This window comes from Cytobacillus sp. S13-E01 (assembly GCF_029193815.1).
Classification (GTDB): Bacteria; Bacillota; Bacilli; order Bacillales; family Bacillaceae_L; genus Bacillus_BV.
Window position 1 is genome coordinate 36,558 of the sequence record NZ_JARFVC010000012.1, and the last position, 19,364, is coordinate 55,921.

Below are 19,364 nucleotides of genomic sequence, written 5' to 3' on the forward strand. Positions count from 1 at the left end.
TTACGATCAGACATAACGATTCGCTTTTTTCTCAAGATAATCCTGTAAAAGGGTTACCACTGTGCATAATCCCCAATAGATTAAAGCCACAAGGATGTATAAGGTTAAGCTCTCATACGTCTGGCCAACAACAACCTTTGCGCGGTAAAACATCTCTGAAACGGTGATAACCATCGCAAGCGACGTACCTTTAATAATATCCATGAAAACACTAGATAAAGGTGGCAATGCGATTCGAGTTGCTTGCGGTAAAATAATTCGCCTCATCGTTTGCCAATAGGACATTCGTAATGTTTCAGCAGCTTCCCATTGTCCTTTTGAAACTGAAGAAATCGCTGAGCGAATAATTTCGGCAGTATAGGCTGAAAAGTGAACGCTCATTCCGACTATCGCAGCCGTAAGAGGTTCTAGTTCTATCCCGATCATTGGGAGTCCAAAATATAAGATAAATAAAATAACGAGCAACGGAGTACCACGCATAAATGATATAAATAGACGTGCAGGTATACTACTGAATTTAAATTTACTCATTCTAGCTAAAGCAATAAATAATCCTAAAATTAATGAAATAATCATACTTACGATCGCAATTAGGATTGTAATCCATGCTCCCTCTAATATAAAAGGGAGGGAGTCTAACGCTATTTCTATATTAAAAAGATATTCCCATTTAAAATCAGACATTATAAGACTCCTTTAAAGTATGTTTTATGCTGTTTGGAAATAGAAAAGAGTGGGGTTTGTCATCGTTAATTGTCGAATAATCGATAACGAACCATTACAGACATTTATTCAAAAAATGACTAAAAAGAAAGGAATCTAAATGATTCCCCCTGACTACCTATTCAATATCAACCGGTTGAGATACGTCAGCACCAAAGAATTCAAGTGCAATCTCTTTAACCGTTCCATCATCAATCATTTCTTGTAAAACTTTATCTAATTCTGCTTTAAGCTCTGGGCTATCTTTTTGCATCACGATTGCGCCAACATTTGGCTCAAACTTTACGTTTTCAGCAAGCTTTAATCCAGGCTTATCAAATTGCTTTAATGTTTGAATTAAGACAAGGTAGTCATTAAGTGTGGCATCAATCCGACCATTGATGATCTCAGGAAGGACAGTGTCAGAGCCTGAGTAGACAACTACTTCTGCGCCTTGTTTTCTAGCAAAATCTGCATAGTTACTTGTCGCTGAGCCACCAACCTTTTTCCCTTTTAAATCTGCAACTGTTTCAATTCCAGAGTTGTCACTCGCACGTACAAGTGCCGAACCAAATGAATGTTTAATCGGAATCGTAAAATCAAACTTTTCTAGACGTTCTTCAGTGATTGTAAAATCATTTGCTGCTACATCGATTTGTCCATTTCTAAGTGCGGGAAGCAAACCGTCAAATTCCATTGTTTTAAATTCGATTTCTAAACCTAGTCTGGTTCCTAATTCTCTTACAACCTCAACGTCAAACCCTGTTAATTCTTTTGTTGTTTCATCAAAATAGGTAACAGGATAATAAAGTCCTTCTGTACCAACGACTAGTTTGCCAGATTCCTTGATTCTTTCCCATGAGGTTTGTTCTTTTGTTGGTGTTTCAGAACCTGTAGTGTTGTCAGTTTCACTACTACCGCAAGCCGCAAGCACAAATCCTAACGTTAAAATTAATAGCAATAATGAAAGTTTTTTCATTTGTTTACCCACCTTTTTATATAGTTTTACTCGGTTTTAACCATATAGTAATAGTCAAATCCGACGAAGCCTCCAAACAAACAAAAAACCTCATCAACAAGAAGAGGTTTGGAATAGAACGCATCCGACTCTTCTCATCTTTCAAGCGATTGCTTGCTGGATTTGGCACAGTACTCATCAAACACATGAGTCCGCTGCCGAGGTTTCCTAGGGCCATTTCCCTCCACCTCTCGCGATAAGAGACTAATTAACTATTAAGCTACTGTTGAAAATAATACCATCTTGGAAAATAGGAGTCAATAAGTTTGTTTATCCGATGAACCGTTGTGTGGTGTTTAGTAATGTATTGAAAAAATGATATAATGGAAAAAAATTCTGCAATGGGGGATGTTAGGTTGGTATATCAAAAGTCTATACTTACAGTTTTAGTTGCGCTCATTCTGATTTTAAGTCCCACAACTAGTTTTGCAGAAAAAACGGTAATCATTGATCCTGGGCATGGTGGCAAGTTCAGCGGGACATGTGGCTATTCTGGCTCTCAGTCCGGATTCTGTGAAAAAGACGCAAACCTAGCTGTTGCGCTAAAACTTCAGGAACAGCTTAAATCGACAGATATTAACGTACGTTTAACGCGAACAACCGATAAACATTTTGCACCCTATCTTAAAAATGAAGATGGAAGCACACCTGGTGGTGACTTTGCCCTCAGAATGAAGGTCGCAAATGACATCGCCGCAACTAACAACAACAACAGTATTTTCATTTCGATCCATCATAATGCCGATCCAACCAATCCGTTTAAAAGAGGAATTGAAACGTACTATTATGATGGTATCAATAATGCGAAATCAGAGTATCCTCATGATCCACTGCAGATAAAATACTTATCAGAAAATAAACGACTGGCAGAAGTGGTTCATCCAATCCTAGTTGGTTCTTTGGGTCTTCCGAATCGAAAAATCCACTCTGACCAAAGCTTTTTCGTAATTAGAAATGCACAAATGCCCTCGATATTAGTTGAACTTGGCTATATGATAAATCGAAATGAGGAAAAGTTAATTAAAACAGACCAATATCAAGAGGATGCAGCAACTGCACTCGCAGCAGCGATAACTGCATATTTTAAAGTGTATGAAGTATATGGGATGGGTGAAAACAGGCTAGCTACCTTTGAAACTGAAATAGATGCCCTGCGCTATGCGTATTCTGTGAAATCTGCACTTGCTGTGTTTGATAAGGACCAACAGAAGGTAATATATGAAAAGAAAAGCCTTACATATGCATTGAAGCCTTGGTAGGAGGGAAATTAAATTGAAGAAAACAATCTATAGTTTACTCTGTACCCTCCTTCTATTAGGATGCCAAGCACCGACACCCGGTCCCATTCAAGAAACAAAGGAGAAACAAATTTCACCGAAAGAACAAAAAATCGTTAAAAATAAACAAGGTAACTTAAAACACTATCGACCACAGGTAGGAACAATAAGGACTTACACAAATGCTGGGGAAGAAATTTATACCCATGAAATTGTCTCGGAAAATGATGAGTATATTCAACAAACTGTCTATTTAAGCGGAGCGCCAACAACCCAAATCTATCGCTGGACAGATGATGAAATTGCGCTTGTGTATGAAATAGCCGGTAATCAACCACCTGAACTCCTTGATGAATTTATTCCATTTGAAACCCCTGAGATGATGATGAATAACAATGGACAATCTGAGTGGTTGATTTTAGAAAAAAACAACACGGTCACAGTACCAGCCGGAACATTTTCAAATGTGATTACTATAAAAAAGATAACCGCTGAAGTTGAAGGTGCAGAGACGATTTATACAAGATATTACGCTCCGTCTATGGGACTAATAAAAGAAACCTATGAAGTGACAGGTGATACTGGGTATAAGGACGAAGCCAATTTAGAAAATAGTCAGTAAAAGTGGGGGTCAGATGTGGAGGTGATTCCCACTCATTTTATCTTTTAAACGGTTAATTCTTTCATCAATATACGGAACGTGCTTATCTTCGAGTCTAAGTTCAAAGATTTTTTTGGCATTTTCCATATAGCGTAAGGCTGTTAAAAAATGATCTAGCATTTCATAATTGTAACCGGTATGGTAATGTAATTCTCCAAATAAGTACATATTATCCGTCTTTAGGCACCAATCAATCGCCTGTTTGCAAGAATAATTTGACTCTTCAAATTTTGAAAGCCGTGAGAGTGCTTTTGCTTTGTTATAAAAAATTCTCGTTTTAATCGATACATCCTGTAAATATGGAATTCTTTCTAGATGTGGCAGCACCATATCATATAGTTCAATCACCTTGTCATTTTCGTAGTCATTAAAATGGATAACGGCAATTGCGCTGTAGATCTCAATCTCCCGTTCATTAAATACTTTATCTGAGGAATGAGTTAATTGTATCGCTTCAAATAGTAGCTTCTTAGCTAACTCGGTATTTTTATTTACTTCATATTCACAAATACCTTGATGCCATAATAGCAGCTGCTTATTTTTTCGAATATCTCTAAATAAGGGATTGTTCAGTTCAGCTTTGACAATATCTCTAATGATATCGTATTTCATCTCTCTTCTTGCTTGTTTAAGCTGAAGTGTTACTTCCTTTACATAATCTACCTTTGGAGTGCTCGCTATTTCATAAAAATAGTTTATATCGACACCAAGCTTTTGAGAGATGAAATAGAGGGTTGAAGCAAGTGGGTAGCCTTCCCCTTTTTCGATAATGCTGATTTGTGATTGAGTACAGATTCCCTTACTTAACTCGACTTGGGACATTCCTAAAGACTTGCGCAAATGCCTAATTTCTTCTCCTATTTTCGCAAAATCCACCTTTTTTCACACCTTTTATTGAGTGTTTTTTTTTAAAAAGATAATAAAGTATAAAAGTTTGTACCTAGTTTTAGTGTCCAGCTCCAGGCGCCACCCGGCTCTATGGTATAAGTCAATCCGTCCGGAAGGTTAAAGAACAACCTTCCAGCCGGCTTGTCTTATGCTTGTCGCCGATAAGCGGGCGCCTTGCGCTTTTGTTCTGTAATGTATAAAGGCATCCTCTTGGTGCCTGTTATTTCATTATCCATAAAAATTAGTTTTAAGAAAAGAGCATATATTGATAGATCAATATTTTTTCATAGATTCAAAAGAAAAATGAAGGATACTACGAATTTTGTAACAGTAAACGTACCAAATGGAGAAGGCACGTATTTTAGTTATCTTATATAATAACGTTAAACCTAGTAATTACTATTATAACCCCTTGATGGGTAAAAGAAACGGAGTGTTAAATATGAAAAAGGTACTTAGCTTTGGGATTGCATTAACAGTTTTAGCAGTTGGGATCAGTTTTGGTGTAAGCGCTATGAATAAAAATTTAGCAGAGCTTCCGCCGGTGTATCAACCACAAACTACGAAACTACTAGTAGAGCTACCACCGGTATATAAACCAAACTTACTTAAATTTGTAGCAGAATTACCACCGGTTTACAAGCCAAATTCATCAGTTAATCTAGCGGCTGACTTCGGTACAGACAGAGAACTACCACCAGTTTATTAATAGTTGGTTGCTGTATGGCTAAAAAGAGAACAAAGCTAAATAATAAGATGCAAGAAGCATTTAATGATATTTATGAAGATGTTAACTCTTTAGCATATCTCGCAACGAAAGAATGTGGAATCACTCATAGCCGTCAAACTGAAATCAAGAGAATTAAACAGAACCTACAACAAAGTATCAAGGCAATTGAGTATTTCACAACCACCCAAAATTAGCGTCTACCTTAGTAGGCGCTCTCTTTTTAAGAAGTACACAAATTAAATCTCCTGTAAAAAGTATAAAGAGTTTGCATACCAACTATATCGGTCTTTTGTAAGTGTCAATGCATAAAAAACCAAAAAAATGGATTAAAATAATCCTAAAGTCCTACACTTTTATGGTAAAACAGGGGACTTTTGAATCATTTATATGAAAATCTAATAAAAGTCTTGATAAAGTAATAGATTAGGTTAATTGTATAGTTATAAATAAATAATACATTATTTTCTACCTATATAAAAGATAGAGGATTTTGTTTAATTTAAAAATGTCGAATTTTGTATTTTATAGTTCGATTGGGGGTAAATGGTATGTCGGAAGAACAAACAAGATATTCTCGTCTTGCAACGATTACAAAATTAATTAATACAAAACTAGAATTACATGAAGTGCTTGAGCATGTAGTGACTGCAATCTCTGAGGAGATCGTTCAATGCGATTCGGTAGGCATTTACTTACCACAACCAGATGGTACATATAGAGGGTATGTTGGAAAACCAGAGGTCATTAACGGAATGACGCTTGATATGCACATCGTTGATCCAGAAATCGATTTGTTAGCTGGCGAAGTAATTGATAATCGCGAGGCCATTTATATTCCAGATACTTCGAAGGATAGCAGACCAGACCATAGAGCAGTTGAAGCATTTCAAATCAAGTCGTTATTCTGTCTGCCAATTTCGTACGAAAATGAATTATTTGGGCTAGTCTTTTTATTTGACTACGGTACTCCGATGAATTTAACACCCTCGGAAATAAAGTCGATTGAGGCATATGTTAATATGGCTGCTGTTGCGATCCGAAATGCGAAGAATTTTACGCGCACAAACAATCTACTTTCTGAAAAGCAATTATTGTTAGATTTCACACGAGATTTATCAATGTGTTCAACTTTACAGGAAGTATTAGATAAATGCTTTCATTATATAGGTCAAGTTCTAAACAACCCGAATATTGGAGCCCATTTACTTGACCCAATAGCAGAGAAAAAACTTAAACCAGCAAAATTGAGCAAAGAAAGTGACTGGACAGAAGAAGATTGGAAAAAGACACATAACCGGATAAAGATTGATCATAGTAAGGATCTCTTGTTCCAGGAAGTGATTCGAACGAAGAAAGCTGTATTTGTCCCGGATGTATTTGCTGATCCAAGACCAAATCATGATGCATGCCGTAACTTTGGAATTAAAGGATTGTATATGATTCCCCTAGTGGCAATGGGTGAAGTGTTAGGAACCATTCCTGTTGTCAATCTTACTGAAAAAGGCCTTGTATATACAGAAGCCCAAATGCAGTTAGCACAGTCTATAGCGGACGCAACAGCATTAACATTGGCTAGCTTGTTATACATGGAAAAACAAGAAATAATTATTCAAGAGAGAACGTCAGAAATAACGGACAAACATAAAGAGCTCGAAAAAGTTGTAAAAGAAATACAGAGACTTAGCCGAGAAAAAGAACTAATCCTAAATTCTGCGGGTGAGGGAATATTTGGGTTAGATCTTGATGGCATCATTACCTTTTGTAATCCTGCAGGAGCAAAAATACTAGGCTACAAGAACAAAGATGAATTAATGGGACAATCCTACAATTCGATTTTTTCTAGAATTAAATCAAATGAATGTAATCATAAGATTTCGTTTGATTCTTATATTAAACAAAGCCATAAAAGATATGAGACAGATGAGCAATTTTTCAAAAAAGATGGTTCACACTTCCCTGTGGAATATGTGATCTCTTCTATAAAAGAGGATGGTCAAATTGTTGGGTACGTAGTTACGTTCAAAGATATTACGTCACGAAAGCAAATGGAAGAAAAGATAAATTACCATGCGTATTATGATAGTTTAACAAGTTTGCCAAACAGGGTGCTTTTAAAGGATCGTTTAAATCAAGGGCTAACATATGCTGGACTTCGGGGTAAAAAATTGGCAGTTATGTTCATTGATCTAGACCGTTTTAAAGTTATTAATGACACACTTGGCCATGGCTATGGTGATACGCTTCTTCAAGAGGTTGCAGTACGCCTTAATACTTGTATTCAAAAAGGTGATACAGTGTCTCGTCAAGGAGGCGATGAATTCACGATTATTTTGCCTTCTATTGACTGTGAAGAAAGTGTAATTAAAGTGGCGGAGCGTGTGCTAGAAGCGTTTGAAAAACCGTTTGTAATCAATGGTAATGAAGTCATTATCAAACCGAGTATTGGTATTTCGTTATATCCACCAGATGGTGATAATGCTGAGAACTTATTGAAAAATGCGGATACGGCTATGTATAAATCAAAAGAACTGGGTGGCAATACATATCAATTTTACGCGAGCGGTATGAACAATCGAACATTTGAGAGTGTGAAATTGGAAAATGATTTATACAGAGCACTTGATAATAAAGAATTCATGATCTATTACCAGCCACAAATGGATTCAGTTAGTAATAGGATGATTGGGGTAGAGGCGTTATTACGCTGGAATCATCCAACCAGAGGGATGATCTCACCAGTCGATTTTATTCCCCTTGCCGAAGAGACGGGATTAATCGTTCCAATTGGGGAATGGGTTCTTCGAAATGCGTGTAAACAACTAAAACAATGGCATGAAGGAGGTCACTCTGAGCTGACGGTAGCTGTTAATCTTTCCGTACGTCAGTTTGAGCAGCACAATTTGGTTGATGTCGTAAAAAACATTTTAGCAGAAACAATGCTTGATCCTAGGTTTTTAGAGTTAGAGCTTACAGAAAATCTAATCATTAAAAATAGAGAGGCTACCTTAACGAAGATGGAGCAATTAAAGGAGTTTGGAATAAATATTTCCATTGATGATTTTGGGACTGGCTATTCATCATTAGGTTATCTAAAAAACTTCCCGATTAAAACGTTAAAAATTGATAAGTCATTTATTGATGATGTCATGAAGGACAATGCTAATGCTGCTATCACCAATACGATCATTACCTTAGGTCAAAATTTACACCTAAATGTGATTGCAGAAGGTGTTGAAACACAGGAACAAATCGATTTCCTTGCTTCTTTGGGCTGCTATTTAATGCAAGGATATTTCTTTAGTCCACCTATCGATGTTGAAGAATTAACGAATAAATATTTGCGTAAAGAGGAAATTGTGATAAAGGGGGAATCGATATGAAAACTGTACGTGCTGTACTTGAATTTTTAAAAAGTGGCGGGGTTTCGACTATTTTCGGAATTCCTGCCGGATCTGTAAATGCCTTTTTTGATGAACTATATGACATGCGTGATGACATCACACCAATTGTTACAAAGCATGAAGGAGCAGCTTCCTATATGGCAGCATCATATGCGAAGTACTCACAGAGCTTAGGTGTTTGTATTGGTAGTAGTGGACCGGGTGGGACGAACTTAGTGTCAGGTGCTGCCAATGCTATGCGTGAGCATTTACCGGTTCTGTTTTTAACTGGAGCGGTACCAGTAAATACGGTTGGTCTCAATGCTTCACAAGAGCTAGATGCTGATCCAGTCTTTCGTTCCGTTACAAAATATAGTGTGACCGTTCAAGACGCTGAAAGCTTGCTTAAGGAAGTAGTAAAAGCAACTGAGATAGCATTATCAGGAGTACCGGGTCCTGTCCATATTGCTATGCCAATTGACGTTCAATTGTCACAAATTAAACCAGTAGATATTCCTACCTATCCTAAGCGGAAACCAATTGTTCCTGATGCAACAACGATCGCAAAGACAGCCCAAGAACTCGTGAAAAGAAAAAACGGTTATATTTTTGTTGGACAAGGTGTTAGAGGTTCGGTAGATCAGGTAATCGAATTAGCAGAGTTGTTAGACTGGCCAATTCTTACAACCCCACAGGCAAAGGGGCTGATTAAAGCTGATCATCCACTTGTAGCGGGTGTATTTGGTTTTGCGGGTCATGAAAAAGCATCTGAATTAATTAATGAAGGAGATGGGGAAGCATTAGTAGTTCTAGGGTCAAGTCTAGGTGAAACAGCAACTAACAACTGGAATGGTAACCTTACAAAGAATCGGTTTACCGTTCAGGTTGATTTTGATAAAACAGTCTTTGGTCGAAAATATGAGATAGACATCCCTGTTTTAGGGGATGTGAACTTAAGTCTATTATTCTTAATAGAAGAGTTAAAGACTCTAGGACGAACTAGAAAAAATGATAATAAATCTCAAAATCATAAGGTTTTAGAAACGGATGAATACAATACTCAAAACGTATTGTATAAATTGCAGGAATACCTGCCAACATCAACTCGTTATACGATTGATATTGGTGAATTTATGTCATATGTGATCCACCATATGGATGTGTTGGATCATGATACATTTGATATCAATGTCCATTTTGGAGCAATGGGGAGCGGAATTGGGGCAGCGATTGGTTCAAAACTAGCAGAACCAGACCGTCCGGTAGTATGTATCACGGGTGATGGTTGCTTCTTCATGCATGGTATGGAGATTTTAACTGCGAAAGAATACGGGCTACCAATCTTGTTTGTGATCATGAATAATGCAAGACTAGGGATGGTCTATCATGGACATTCCTTACAATACAAGCGTTCACACCCTTGCTTCGAACAAGAAGCGGTTGATATTGCAGCAATGGCGAATGCAATGGGGATTCCAAGCTATCGTGTTGAAACACTAGAAGACATTAATCTTGAAGTGATTAGTAATCTATCAAACCTAAATGGTCCAGCCGTTTTGGAAGTGGCCTTGGTGGATAATAACGTGCCGCCGATGGGGGATAGGGTTAAGTTTCTTTCTTCGTTTGGGAAGTAAAGTATGAAAGCAATGGCTCAATGAGCCATTGCTTTTTTCAAAAGATAAGAAAGTATAAAAGTTTGTACCTAGTTTTAGTGTCCTTGCTCCGGGCTGCCTGCGCTTTTGTTAATTTATCCGGAAATACTTTGCATGATTAATTTGAACGTCGTGAATTGGGAGATAGTATAGATATAAGCGGTATAAAGGAATGATTATATATTTTGAAGTAAATTGGGAGAAGTCATGTGATGAAACGGATGTTCAAATGGCTTGAACAGTGACCTTAAACGTAATGAAAGTCTAAACTCTTGCCGTACTAGCAAATACAACCTCAATATGCTAATGTTAGGAATGGATAAACATAAAAAAAGCAGGTGGACATATTGACAAAACCGATAAAAGTAATGACTATTTTTGGGACAAGACCTGAAGCAATTAAAATGGCGCCTCTTGTGCTTGAGCTACAGAAATACCCAAATGAAATTGAGTCGATTGTGACGGTAACAGCTCAGCATCGTCAAATGTTAGATCAGGTGTTAGGGATTTTTAAGATCACACCAGATCATGACCTAAATATTATGCAGGACCGGCAATCACTGACTGACGTAACGACAAGGGCGCTTGAGGGTCTAGACAAGACGATGAAGGAAGTAAAGCCTGACCTTGTTCTTGTACATGGTGATACAACGACAACGTTTGTAGCAAGCTTGGCTGCCTTTTATAATCAAATTGCTGTCGGACATGTTGAAGCGGGTCTTAGAACGCATAATAAGTATTCCCCGTTCCCAGAAGAAATCAACCGACAAATAACAGGGGTTATTGCAGATCTTCATTTCTCACCTACACAACAATCGGCGCAAAACCTGTTGAATGAGAACAAAAAAGAAAATACCATCTTTATTACCGGTAACACGGCTATTGATGCCTTAAAAACAACGGTTTCTGATACATATGAACATGACGTGCTAAAGAAACTCGGCAATGACCGTCTAATCTTGCTGACTGCTCATCGTCGTGAAAATTTAGGTGAACCAATGCGTAATATGTTCCGTGCGATTAAAAGACTCGTGACTGAGCATGATGATGTACAGGTTATTTACCCTGTTCATTTGAATCCTGCCGTAAGAGAGGTTGCCGATGAGATATTAGGTGATGACTCTCGCATTCAGTTAATTGAACCGCTAGGAGTTTTGGACTTCCATAACTTTGCTTCAAGAGCACATATTATTCTAACGGATTCAGGCGGTGTACAAGAAGAAGCTCCTTCACTCGGGGTTCCTGTACTTGTGTTACGTGATACAACTGAACGACCTGAAGGAATTGAGGCAGGAACATTAAAATTAGCTGGAACTGATGAAGAAACGATTTACACTATGGCATCTCAATTATTAAATGACCAAACTGAGTTTGAAAGAATGTCAAAGGCATCGAATCCTTATGGAGACGGGGAAGCATCTTTCCGTATCGTTCAGTCAATTCTGCACCATTTCGGGATGATAGATCATAAACCAGAACCATTTACGCGATAACAAGAACCCACAGTTTCGACTGTGGGTTCTTGAAATTTTGCATCCAGTTTAGGGGGCTAGCTCCAGGCGGGCGCGCCTTGCGCTTTTCTTGAAAGATAAGAAAGTATAAAAGTTTGTACCTAGTTTTAGTGTCTAGCTCCGGGCGCCATCGGCTCGAGGTCATAAGCCAATCCGTCTGGAAGGTCAAAGAACAACCTTCCAGACGGCCCGTCTTATGCTTGTCGCCGATAGGCGGGCGCCCTGCGCTTTTCTTATAAGATTTGATATGTATTTTTGCCAATTATGCTGAAAAACTTTGTCATAATATGTTATGTTATGGTAATATTACTGATTAGAGAGATAATGTCTGGAGGTACTTTTTATAAATGTTGAAAAATCTTCCACACGGTATAAAAATTAGCATATCACGGTCGATTACTTCTGCTTTTGAACAATATATGAAAGAAATTAAATGGGACGAAGAAAAGTTCGACTTAGAAGCATTCGTCGGGCAATGGCGAAAATACGCAGATACAAATTCCTCTTGGTTTGAACAAATCGATGGCGAGACAAAAGCTCATCCAGATTTTCACCAAGAATTAGCTGATAAAATCAATGATACGATCAAAAAGATATTGTCTGAAGAACCAACTGAAGCACAAATACATGAACTTGATCGGTTAATTAGTGAGGCTGGTGGGAAGGATATTGATTATTCCTGTAAGGCTGAAGCGAAATACCATATAGAACGTCTAAAGACCAACTGATAGACCCAAACCAAATAATGGCATATCAACTCCTCTTGCGAGGGGTTTTTTGGGTTTTATACCCTTTATCTGTGAGCTAATGAATGTACCTATACTCTTCGAGAGGTAGAACGGTTATTTTAGTAGAAGTGGTAAATAAATATCCACAAACATGGGCGTTAATTGGTAGAAGGTCTATAAAAAAGAAAAATCAATGTATTATTATATTGAAATAGTTAGTAATTATTGAAGAAGGCTGGAAACGTTACCAAATGACTAAATACCCAATGAATTACTACTAGGCAAATATTACAAATTACTTTTTTTGTAAAAAAGGTAGAGACTTTAGCTAATAGTTACTATAATGAATACCATCGACAGTAATTTACAATTTGTCTGCAACTTTGACAATATTCATGCTATAATATCAAAGGTTTTAATAAAAATTGGAGAATTTAGGTACACTAGGAGGGCATCATGGAAGAAACGATAAGTTTACGAGAATTATTCCAAACGTTAAAAAAACGATTTTGGTTAATCGCAATTATTGCAGTGCTGGCAACAGCAGTAAGTGGGATCGTTAGTTATTTTGTACTAACACCAGTCTACCAAGCGTCTACACAACTACTAGTCAATCAATCTAAAAGTGATCAGCCAGTTTTTAACACAAATGAAATTCAGACAAACTTACAGCTGATCAATACGTACAATGTCATTATTAAAAGTCCTGCTATTTTAAATCTAGTAATAGAAGACCTTGATCTTGCTATGTCTACTGAAGCGTTAAATGGAAAGATTACTGTAGGTAGTGAGCAAAATTCACAAGTTGTGTTAATAACAGTTCAAGATCCGGATGCGTTTATGGCTGCTGATATTGCAAACACAGTTGCTAGTGTGTTTCAACGTGAAATCAGTAACATAATGAATGTGGATAATGTTAGTATCTTAGCTAAATCAGAAGTGAAAGAAAACCCGGCTCCTGTTAAACCACAACCGACCCTTAATATGGCTATAGCCTTAGTTGTTGGGTTAATGCTGGGGGTTGGCTTATCCTTTTTACTAGAGTACTTAGATAATACGATAAAAAATGAACAAGATATTGAGAAGCTACTGGAGCTCCCGGTATTAGGTGCGATTACAACAATGACCGAGGAAGCTAAAGGGAAGAAGGCAAATAATAAGATGTCTGATGTAAGAGGTGAGACGGTTGGTTCTTAAAATTGGAAAGAAAAATAATCAGTTCCTACAACAAACAGGTCGTAATTTGATTTCGAATTCGGATCCAAGATCACCCATTTCTGAGCAGTATCGAACGATTCGTACAAATATTCAATTTTCAGCAGTTGATCAAGAAATAAAAACATTGATGGTCACCTCCGCGGGACCTGGTGAAGGAAAATCGACAACTGTTGCCAACCTTGCAATCGTTTTTGCTCAGCAAGGGAAAAGAGTATTACTAATTGATGCGGATTTACGTAAGCCGACAATTCATTATACATTCCGTCAAGAAAATCATACAGGCTTAACAAATGTACTAACAAAACAAGTGACAATCGAAAAAGCTGTTCAAAAAACAGATATTGAACATTTATATACGTTAACAAGTGGACCAATTCCACCAAATCCAGCAGAATTATTAGGGGCAAAATCAATGGATGATTTCCTAGTAACAGCATGTGAACAATTCGACATAGTGTTGTTCGACACCCCTCCAGTGCTAGCTGTAACAGACGCGCAAGTTTTGTCGAATAAATGTAATGGAGCGATATTAGTTGTATATAGTGGTAAAACGGAAACAGATGCAGCAATTAAAGCAAAAGAGCTTTTAGTAGCGGCGAAAGCGAAACTATTAGGAGTGGTCCTAAATCAGAAGAAACAAAAAGATAGCCAATATTACTATTACTACGGTTCTAAATAGACATAATTCGACAAAATACACCCGTATGAATAGATGTTATTTCATGATAATATGTAGATTGTCGAAGAAATAGTACGAAAGATGTAGAAAAGAGGGGGCGTTTGTAATGATTGATATTCACTGCCATATAGTATTTGGAGTAGACGATGGTGCAAAAGAACTAAATGATAGTATCGACATGGCGAAGGTGGCAGTTGAAGAAGGAATTACAACAATCATTGCAACGCCCCATCATAATAATGGTCAATATAATAACTCTAAGCTTGATATTATTAATAGAGTTGCAATGTTGAACGACGAATTGAAACAAAGGCAAATCCCACTAACGATTCTACCAGGTCAAGAACCACGCATCTATGGAGAAATTCTAGAAGATTTTCACAATGGTCAAATACTCACCCTCAACAATTCAGAGAAATATCTATTTATAGAGCTACCAGCTGGTCATGTACCAAGATACACGGAACAGTTATTGTTTGATATTCAAATGAAAGGGCTAGTTCCAATCATCGTCCATCCTGAGCGAAACCAAGAAATCATTGAAAATCCTGATATTTTATATCAGTTTGTGAAAAAAGGAGCATGTACACAAGTAACTGCTTCTAGTGTCGCTGGCTACTTCGGGAAAAAGATTAAGAAGTTCTCGCTACAGTTGATAGAAGCGAATCTTGCCCATTTTATTGCGAGTGATGCTCATAACATCTCGAGTAGATCGTTTAAAATGAGAGAGGCCTATGGAGTGGTTGAGAAAGAGTTTGGGATGAATGGGGTCTATTTGTTTCAGGAGAATGCAGAGCTGCTCATTGATAGGAAGACAGTATATAAAGAAATACCCACTAGAGTAAAGAAACGGAAGTTGTTAGGGATATTTGGGTGATTGTTATGAAAAGGTTTAATTAATTACCAAATATTTGAAAAGGGATGACCGATACATTTGACAAGAAGCAAGTTATGAACAGTTGAAAGAGCTGTAATTGCTTATAGATCGAAAGATTTATAGTAGGTTACTAGAGATAAAAAGAGAAGTTAAATAAGCCCTTTTTTTTTATCTCTTAATAGTAATTAATTGAGATAGAGGTTCTAGTTATCTTGTTTTGATCATTTAAAACACTGTACCTAGAATCTTTAGAATGTACGTTAGATAGATAGATAACGAAAGGGGAGTTTATTATGACCTATAAGAAGAGGCTTACGTTTTTAGTGGTTGTTGATTCGGTTATTGTGTTAACAGCTATTTATATCGGTTATTTTACCTTAAATCCATATTTGGAAATTTATACTTATCCTTCATTATTATTAAGTTCGATTACCTTATTATTAAGTCATCACTTTTTTGCTTCCGTCTATCACCTTTATAAAAAGGCGTGGGAGTATGCGAGTATCGGGGAGTTATTAATTATTTTTAAGGCTGTAACTCTCTCAATTGTTACGTTAGCGGCTATACAAATGCTTGTTGTTGGGAATGTATATGTTCGAGTTCTAATGTTAACGTGGATGCTTCATATTATCTTGATTGGTGGGTCGCGTTTTTCGTGGCGAATGTATCGTGATACGTATATTAAGAATAGTAAGTCTAAAAAGAAGACATTAATTATTGGTGCGGGTGCGGCTGGAACAATGGTTGTTCGCCAGCTTAAGCAAAACATGGAAGCGGATCTGTTGCCAGTCGCGTTTATTGATGATGATGTGAAGAAACAGCAGCTTCATATTTTAGGATTACCTGTTATTGGTGGGGTAGAGAAAATTGAGCAGGTAGTGAAAGAGTTAGAGATTGACAATATTGTTATTGCGATTCCTTCTTTAACAAAGAAGGAAATTAATACGATTTTTACTGAATGTAGTAAGACAAAAGCGAAAACGAAAATTATCCCGATGTTAGAGGATTTAATGCTTGGGAAAGTATCTGTTAATCAATTCCGGGATGTGCAGGTAGAGGATTTACTTGGTAGAGAGCCTGTTGAGCTTAATGTTGAGAGTATTGCGGAGAAGATTACAGGTAAGACAGTATTGGTTACTGGTGCTGGTGGGTCAATTGGGTCGGAGATATGTAGACAGATTTGTGGATTTAAGCCGAAAACGCTTGTATTGGTAGGTCATGGTGAGAATAGTATTTATTTGATTGATATGGAGTTGCGGAAGAATTATCAAACTGAAATTGAAATTGTACCTGTCATTGGGGATATCCAGGATCGGACGAAGATGTTTGATGTGATGGATATGTATAAGCCTGATGTTGTGTATCATGCGGCGGCGCATAAGCATGTTCCGTTGATGGAATATAACCCAATTGAGGCTGTGAAGAACAATGTGATTGGGACGAAGAATGTGGCGGAAGCGGCAGATACGTTTGGTGTGAAGAACTTTGTGCTTGTTTCCTCGGATAAGGCGGTTAATCCGACCAATGTGATGGGGTCGACGAAGCGGATTGCGGAGATGGTGATTCAGAATCTCTCTAAGACTAGTAACACGAAGTTTGTGGCTGTGAGGTTTGGGAATGTGCTTGGGAGTAGGGGGAGTGTTATTCCGCTCTTTAAGGCGCAGATTCAAGCTGGAGGGCCGGTTACGGTTACACATCCTGAGATGACGAGGTATTTTATGACGATTCCTGAAGCGTCAAGGCTTGTGATGCAGGCCGGGGCCTTGGCTCGTGGAGGAGAAATATTCGTTCTTGATATGGGGGAGCCGGTTAAAATTGTTGACCTTGCGGTAAATTTGATTAAGTTATCGGGATACTCAGTTGATGAGATTGGGGTCGCTTTTTCAGGGATTAGGCCTGGTGAAAAGATGTTTGAGGAGTTACTTGGTGAGGGTGAAGTTCATGGGGAGGTTGTGTTTCCGAAGATTCATATTGGGAAGACTTCTAGTTTGTACATGGATGAAGTGAATGAGATTATTGATAGCTTTATGGTGGTAGATAGTGAGTTTTTAAGGGAAAGATTGTTGGATTTGGCTAATAATAGAGTGGATGTTAAGCGGAGGGTTTCGGTGGCTAATTAGAGCATAAAGTTAACTTTGAAGCTCTTTCGAACTCGAGATAGATTGAGAATAATTCGCAGTTCTTCAAGCTAGAAAAACGTACTAGAAAATTTAGATGAAGAGTTACTTTTTAGGGCGTAGTGACAAGTAAAAAAAGGGGGGACATGGTATGAAGGTAAGAAAGGCGATAATACCTGCAGCGGGACTTGGAACAAGGTTTCTTCCGGCTACTAAGGCAATGCCTAAGGAAATGTTACCGATTGTTGATAAGCCTACGATTCAGTATATTGTTGAAGAAGCCGTTGAATCGGGGATTGAAGATATTATTATTGTTACCGGTAAAGGGAAGAGAGCGATTGAAGATCATTTTGATAACTCTTTCGAGTTAGAGCATAATTTGCTAGAAAAAGGGAAATTGGAGCTTTTAGATGAGGTTCAAAAGTCTTCAAAGGTTGATATACATTATATTCGTCAAAAAGAACCTAGGGGATTAGGGCATGCAGTGTGGTGTGCTCGCAAGTTTATTGGAAATGAGCCGTTTGCGGTCCTTCTTGGGGATGATATTGTTCAAGCGGAGAAGCCATGTTTACGTCAATTAATGGATGAGTATGATAAGACTTTTGCTTCTATTATAGGGGTTCAGACTGTTCCAACGGATGAGACCCATAGGTACGGAATTGTTGATCCTTCGGTTCAAGACGGGCGTAGGTATCAGGTTAATCATTTTGTTGAGAAGCCAGCACCAGGAACTGCTCCTTCTAATCTTGCGATAATGGGAAGGTATATTCTGACTCCTGAGATTTTTATGTTTTTGGAGAAACAAGAGACTGGTGCTGGTGGAGAAATTCAGTTGACTGATGCAATTGGGCGATTGAATCAGATTCAAAGAGTGTTTGCTTATGATTTTGAGGGGACACGTTATGATGTTGGCGAGAAGATTGGGTTTATTAAGACGCAGGTAGAGTTTGCGTTAAAAAACGCAGAATTGCGCGGGGAGTTGCTGGAGTTTTTGAAGTCGGTAATTGATTCTAATAAGATGTCTATTTAATTGAATTTAATGGATTGATGTAGATTTTTAAAAAAGGTAAGAAAGTATAAAAAATTTTACTAAGTTTTAGTGTCTAGCTCCGGGCGCCATCGGACCTGAGGTCATAAGCCGATAGGCGGGCGCGCCTTTCGCTTTTCTTATGGTGATGTCTCCTTACCTGTATCAATGGAGGCACTCGGGTATGCTGTGGGTCGTTATGACCTTAGACACGTAAGGTTGTCGGTGGTGTGGTGTGAGGTGGGGTTGGATGCCCTGTGTTTTGTTTTTTAATGAACTATTGAATCACTTGCGTGATTGTAATTTAGTATAAGAAATCATGTATCTTCGAGTAACAAATGCTTTTTCCTTGTGAAGATAGGTTTTAAGCGTGGAGGTATTGTTATTATGAATGAAAATGGTGATCGATGCTTAAATAACAATGGATTGACTTTAATCGAAGTTATTGTGGTAGTTGTCATCATGGCGATTTTAACCGCTATTGCAGTCCCATCTGTCATGGGGTATATAGAAACTGCCAAGGCGGATGTTTGCGATGCTAATCGTGTGCAGTTGGAAAGAACGTATGAGACATATTTGATTGTTAACAATATACATCATTCAGATGCGGTATTTGGACAACATCTACGTGATTATGGCGCAGAGGTTTGTCAGGTGGGCGGTGATATGAGCTATGTTGATGGGGTAGTTGAGTGTAGTGTGCATTATGGTGGTGAGGAACAAGAGGAAGAAGATGGGGATGTTCCTTTTCTGTGATGAATATTGTTTTAAAAGAAGGGTTTAGGAATGTTAGAAATGCTTGATGGAATTAAGCCCCGGTAATAAATGAAAAGATAACTTTAAGAACATGGTTCTTTTTACGGAGGTAGAATTTTGCTGGGTTATTTATAATTTTACCT

At 37.8% G+C, this 19,364-nt stretch carries 17 protein-coding genes and 1 riboswitch; of the genes, 14 read left to right on the forward strand and 3 right to left on the reverse strand.

Translation table 11 applies throughout. The annotated features are described in order from the left end of the window. Window positions 1-6 precede the first annotated feature (6 nt). Window positions 7-684 (reverse strand): amino acid ABC transporter permease, encoded by a 678-nt coding sequence (locus tag PY093_RS09945; protein ID WP_275645743.1) that lies wholly within the window; start codon window positions 682-684, stop codon window positions 7-9. 157 nt (window positions 685-841) lie between these two features. Continuing rightward, window positions 842-1,681: a transporter substrate-binding domain-containing protein gene (locus PY093_RS09950; RefSeq protein ID WP_275645744.1), complete on the reverse strand. Its 840-nt coding sequence runs from the start codon at window positions 1,679-1,681 to the stop codon at window positions 842-844. Between the two features lie 131 nt (window positions 1,682-1,812). Then, window positions 1,813-1,923, reverse strand: a riboswitch (SAM riboswitch). Window positions 1,924-2,076: 153 nt separating this feature from the next. On the opposite strand from PY093_RS09950, the gene PY093_RS09955 reads away from it, so the two are divergent. Together PY093_RS09955 and PY093_RS09960 are read left to right on the forward strand one after the other, a co-directional pair. Beyond that, entirely contained in the window at window positions 2,077-2,979 is a 903-nt protein-coding gene (locus tag PY093_RS09955) for an N-acetylmuramoyl-L-alanine amidase family protein (RefSeq protein ID WP_275645745.1), read from the forward strand. Between the two features lie 13 nt (window positions 2,980-2,992). Beyond that, window positions 2,993-3,619: a hypothetical protein gene (locus tag PY093_RS09960; protein WP_275645746.1), complete on the forward strand. Its 627-nt coding sequence runs from the start codon at window positions 2,993-2,995 to the stop codon at window positions 3,617-3,619. Window positions 3,620-3,628: 9 nt separating this feature from the next. Here PY093_RS09960 and PY093_RS09965 read toward each other — a convergent pair whose 3' ends face one another. Next, entirely contained in the window at window positions 3,629-4,534 is a 906-nt protein-coding gene (locus PY093_RS09965; protein ID WP_275645747.1) for a helix-turn-helix domain-containing protein, read from the reverse strand. A 454-nt stretch (window positions 4,535-4,988) separates the two neighbouring features. Here PY093_RS09965 and PY093_RS09970 point away from each other — a divergent pair, with 454 nt between their 5' ends. From PY093_RS09970 to PY093_RS10025, 12 genes are all read left to right on the forward strand, one after another. After that, entirely contained in the window at window positions 4,989-5,255 is a 267-nt protein-coding gene (locus PY093_RS09970) for a hypothetical protein (protein WP_275645748.1), read from the forward strand. A gap of 14 nt (window positions 5,256-5,269) precedes the next feature. Beyond that, window positions 5,270-5,470 carry a hypothetical protein gene (locus tag PY093_RS09975; protein ID WP_275645749.1) on the forward strand — a complete coding sequence of 67 codons (201 nt, stop codon included), beginning with the start codon at window positions 5,270-5,272 and terminating at the stop codon, window positions 5,468-5,470. 354 nt (window positions 5,471-5,824) lie between these two features. After that, window positions 5,825-8,656, forward strand: coding sequence for a bifunctional diguanylate cyclase/phosphodiesterase (locus PY093_RS09980; protein WP_275645750.1), 2,832 nt, complete (start codon window positions 5,825-5,827; stop codon window positions 8,654-8,656). Next, window positions 8,653-10,290: a thiamine pyrophosphate-binding protein gene (locus tag PY093_RS09985; RefSeq protein ID WP_275645751.1), complete on the forward strand. Its 1,638-nt coding sequence runs from the start codon at window positions 8,653-8,655 to the stop codon at window positions 10,288-10,290. Before PY093_RS09980 ends, PY093_RS09985 begins: the two co-directional genes overlap by 4 nt. Before the next feature lie 365 nt (window positions 10,291-10,655). Continuing rightward, on the forward strand, window positions 10,656-11,801 hold the full coding sequence (gene wecB / locus PY093_RS09990) for a non-hydrolyzing UDP-N-acetylglucosamine 2-epimerase (RefSeq protein ID WP_275645752.1): 1,146 nt from the start codon (window positions 10,656-10,658) through the stop codon (window positions 11,799-11,801). Window positions 11,802-12,166: 365 nt separating this feature from the next. Then, window positions 12,167-12,547 carry a hypothetical protein gene (locus tag PY093_RS09995; RefSeq protein WP_275645753.1) on the forward strand — a complete coding sequence of 127 codons (381 nt, stop codon included), beginning with the start codon at window positions 12,167-12,169 and terminating at the stop codon, window positions 12,545-12,547. 456 nt (window positions 12,548-13,003) lie between these two features. After that, window positions 13,004-13,744 carry a YveK family protein gene (locus PY093_RS10000; RefSeq protein WP_275645754.1) on the forward strand — a complete coding sequence of 247 codons (741 nt, stop codon included), beginning with the start codon at window positions 13,004-13,006 and terminating at the stop codon, window positions 13,742-13,744. After that, entirely contained in the window at window positions 13,734-14,444 is a 711-nt protein-coding gene (locus PY093_RS10005; RefSeq protein ID WP_275645755.1) for a CpsD/CapB family tyrosine-protein kinase, read from the forward strand. Before PY093_RS10000 ends, PY093_RS10005 begins: the two co-directional genes overlap by 11 nt. A 106-nt stretch (window positions 14,445-14,550) precedes the next feature. Continuing rightward, entirely contained in the window at window positions 14,551-15,321 is a 771-nt protein-coding gene (locus tag PY093_RS10010) for a tyrosine-protein phosphatase (RefSeq protein WP_275645756.1), read from the forward strand. Window positions 15,322-15,614: 293 nt separating this feature from the next. Continuing rightward, window positions 15,615-17,441, forward strand: coding sequence for a polysaccharide biosynthesis protein (locus tag PY093_RS10015; RefSeq protein WP_275645757.1), 1,827 nt, complete (start codon window positions 15,615-15,617; stop codon window positions 17,439-17,441). Between the two features lie 148 nt (window positions 17,442-17,589). Beyond that, window positions 17,590-18,468, forward strand: a complete 879-nt coding sequence (galU, locus tag PY093_RS10020; RefSeq protein WP_275645758.1) for a UTP--glucose-1-phosphate uridylyltransferase GalU — start codon at window positions 17,590-17,592, stop codon at window positions 18,466-18,468. A gap of 348 nt (window positions 18,469-18,816) precedes the next feature. Further along, window positions 18,817-19,221 (forward strand): prepilin-type N-terminal cleavage/methylation domain-containing protein, encoded by a 405-nt coding sequence (locus PY093_RS10025; protein WP_275645759.1) that lies wholly within the window; start codon window positions 18,817-18,819, stop codon window positions 19,219-19,221. The last annotated feature ends 143 nt before the right edge of the window (window positions 19,222-19,364 follow it).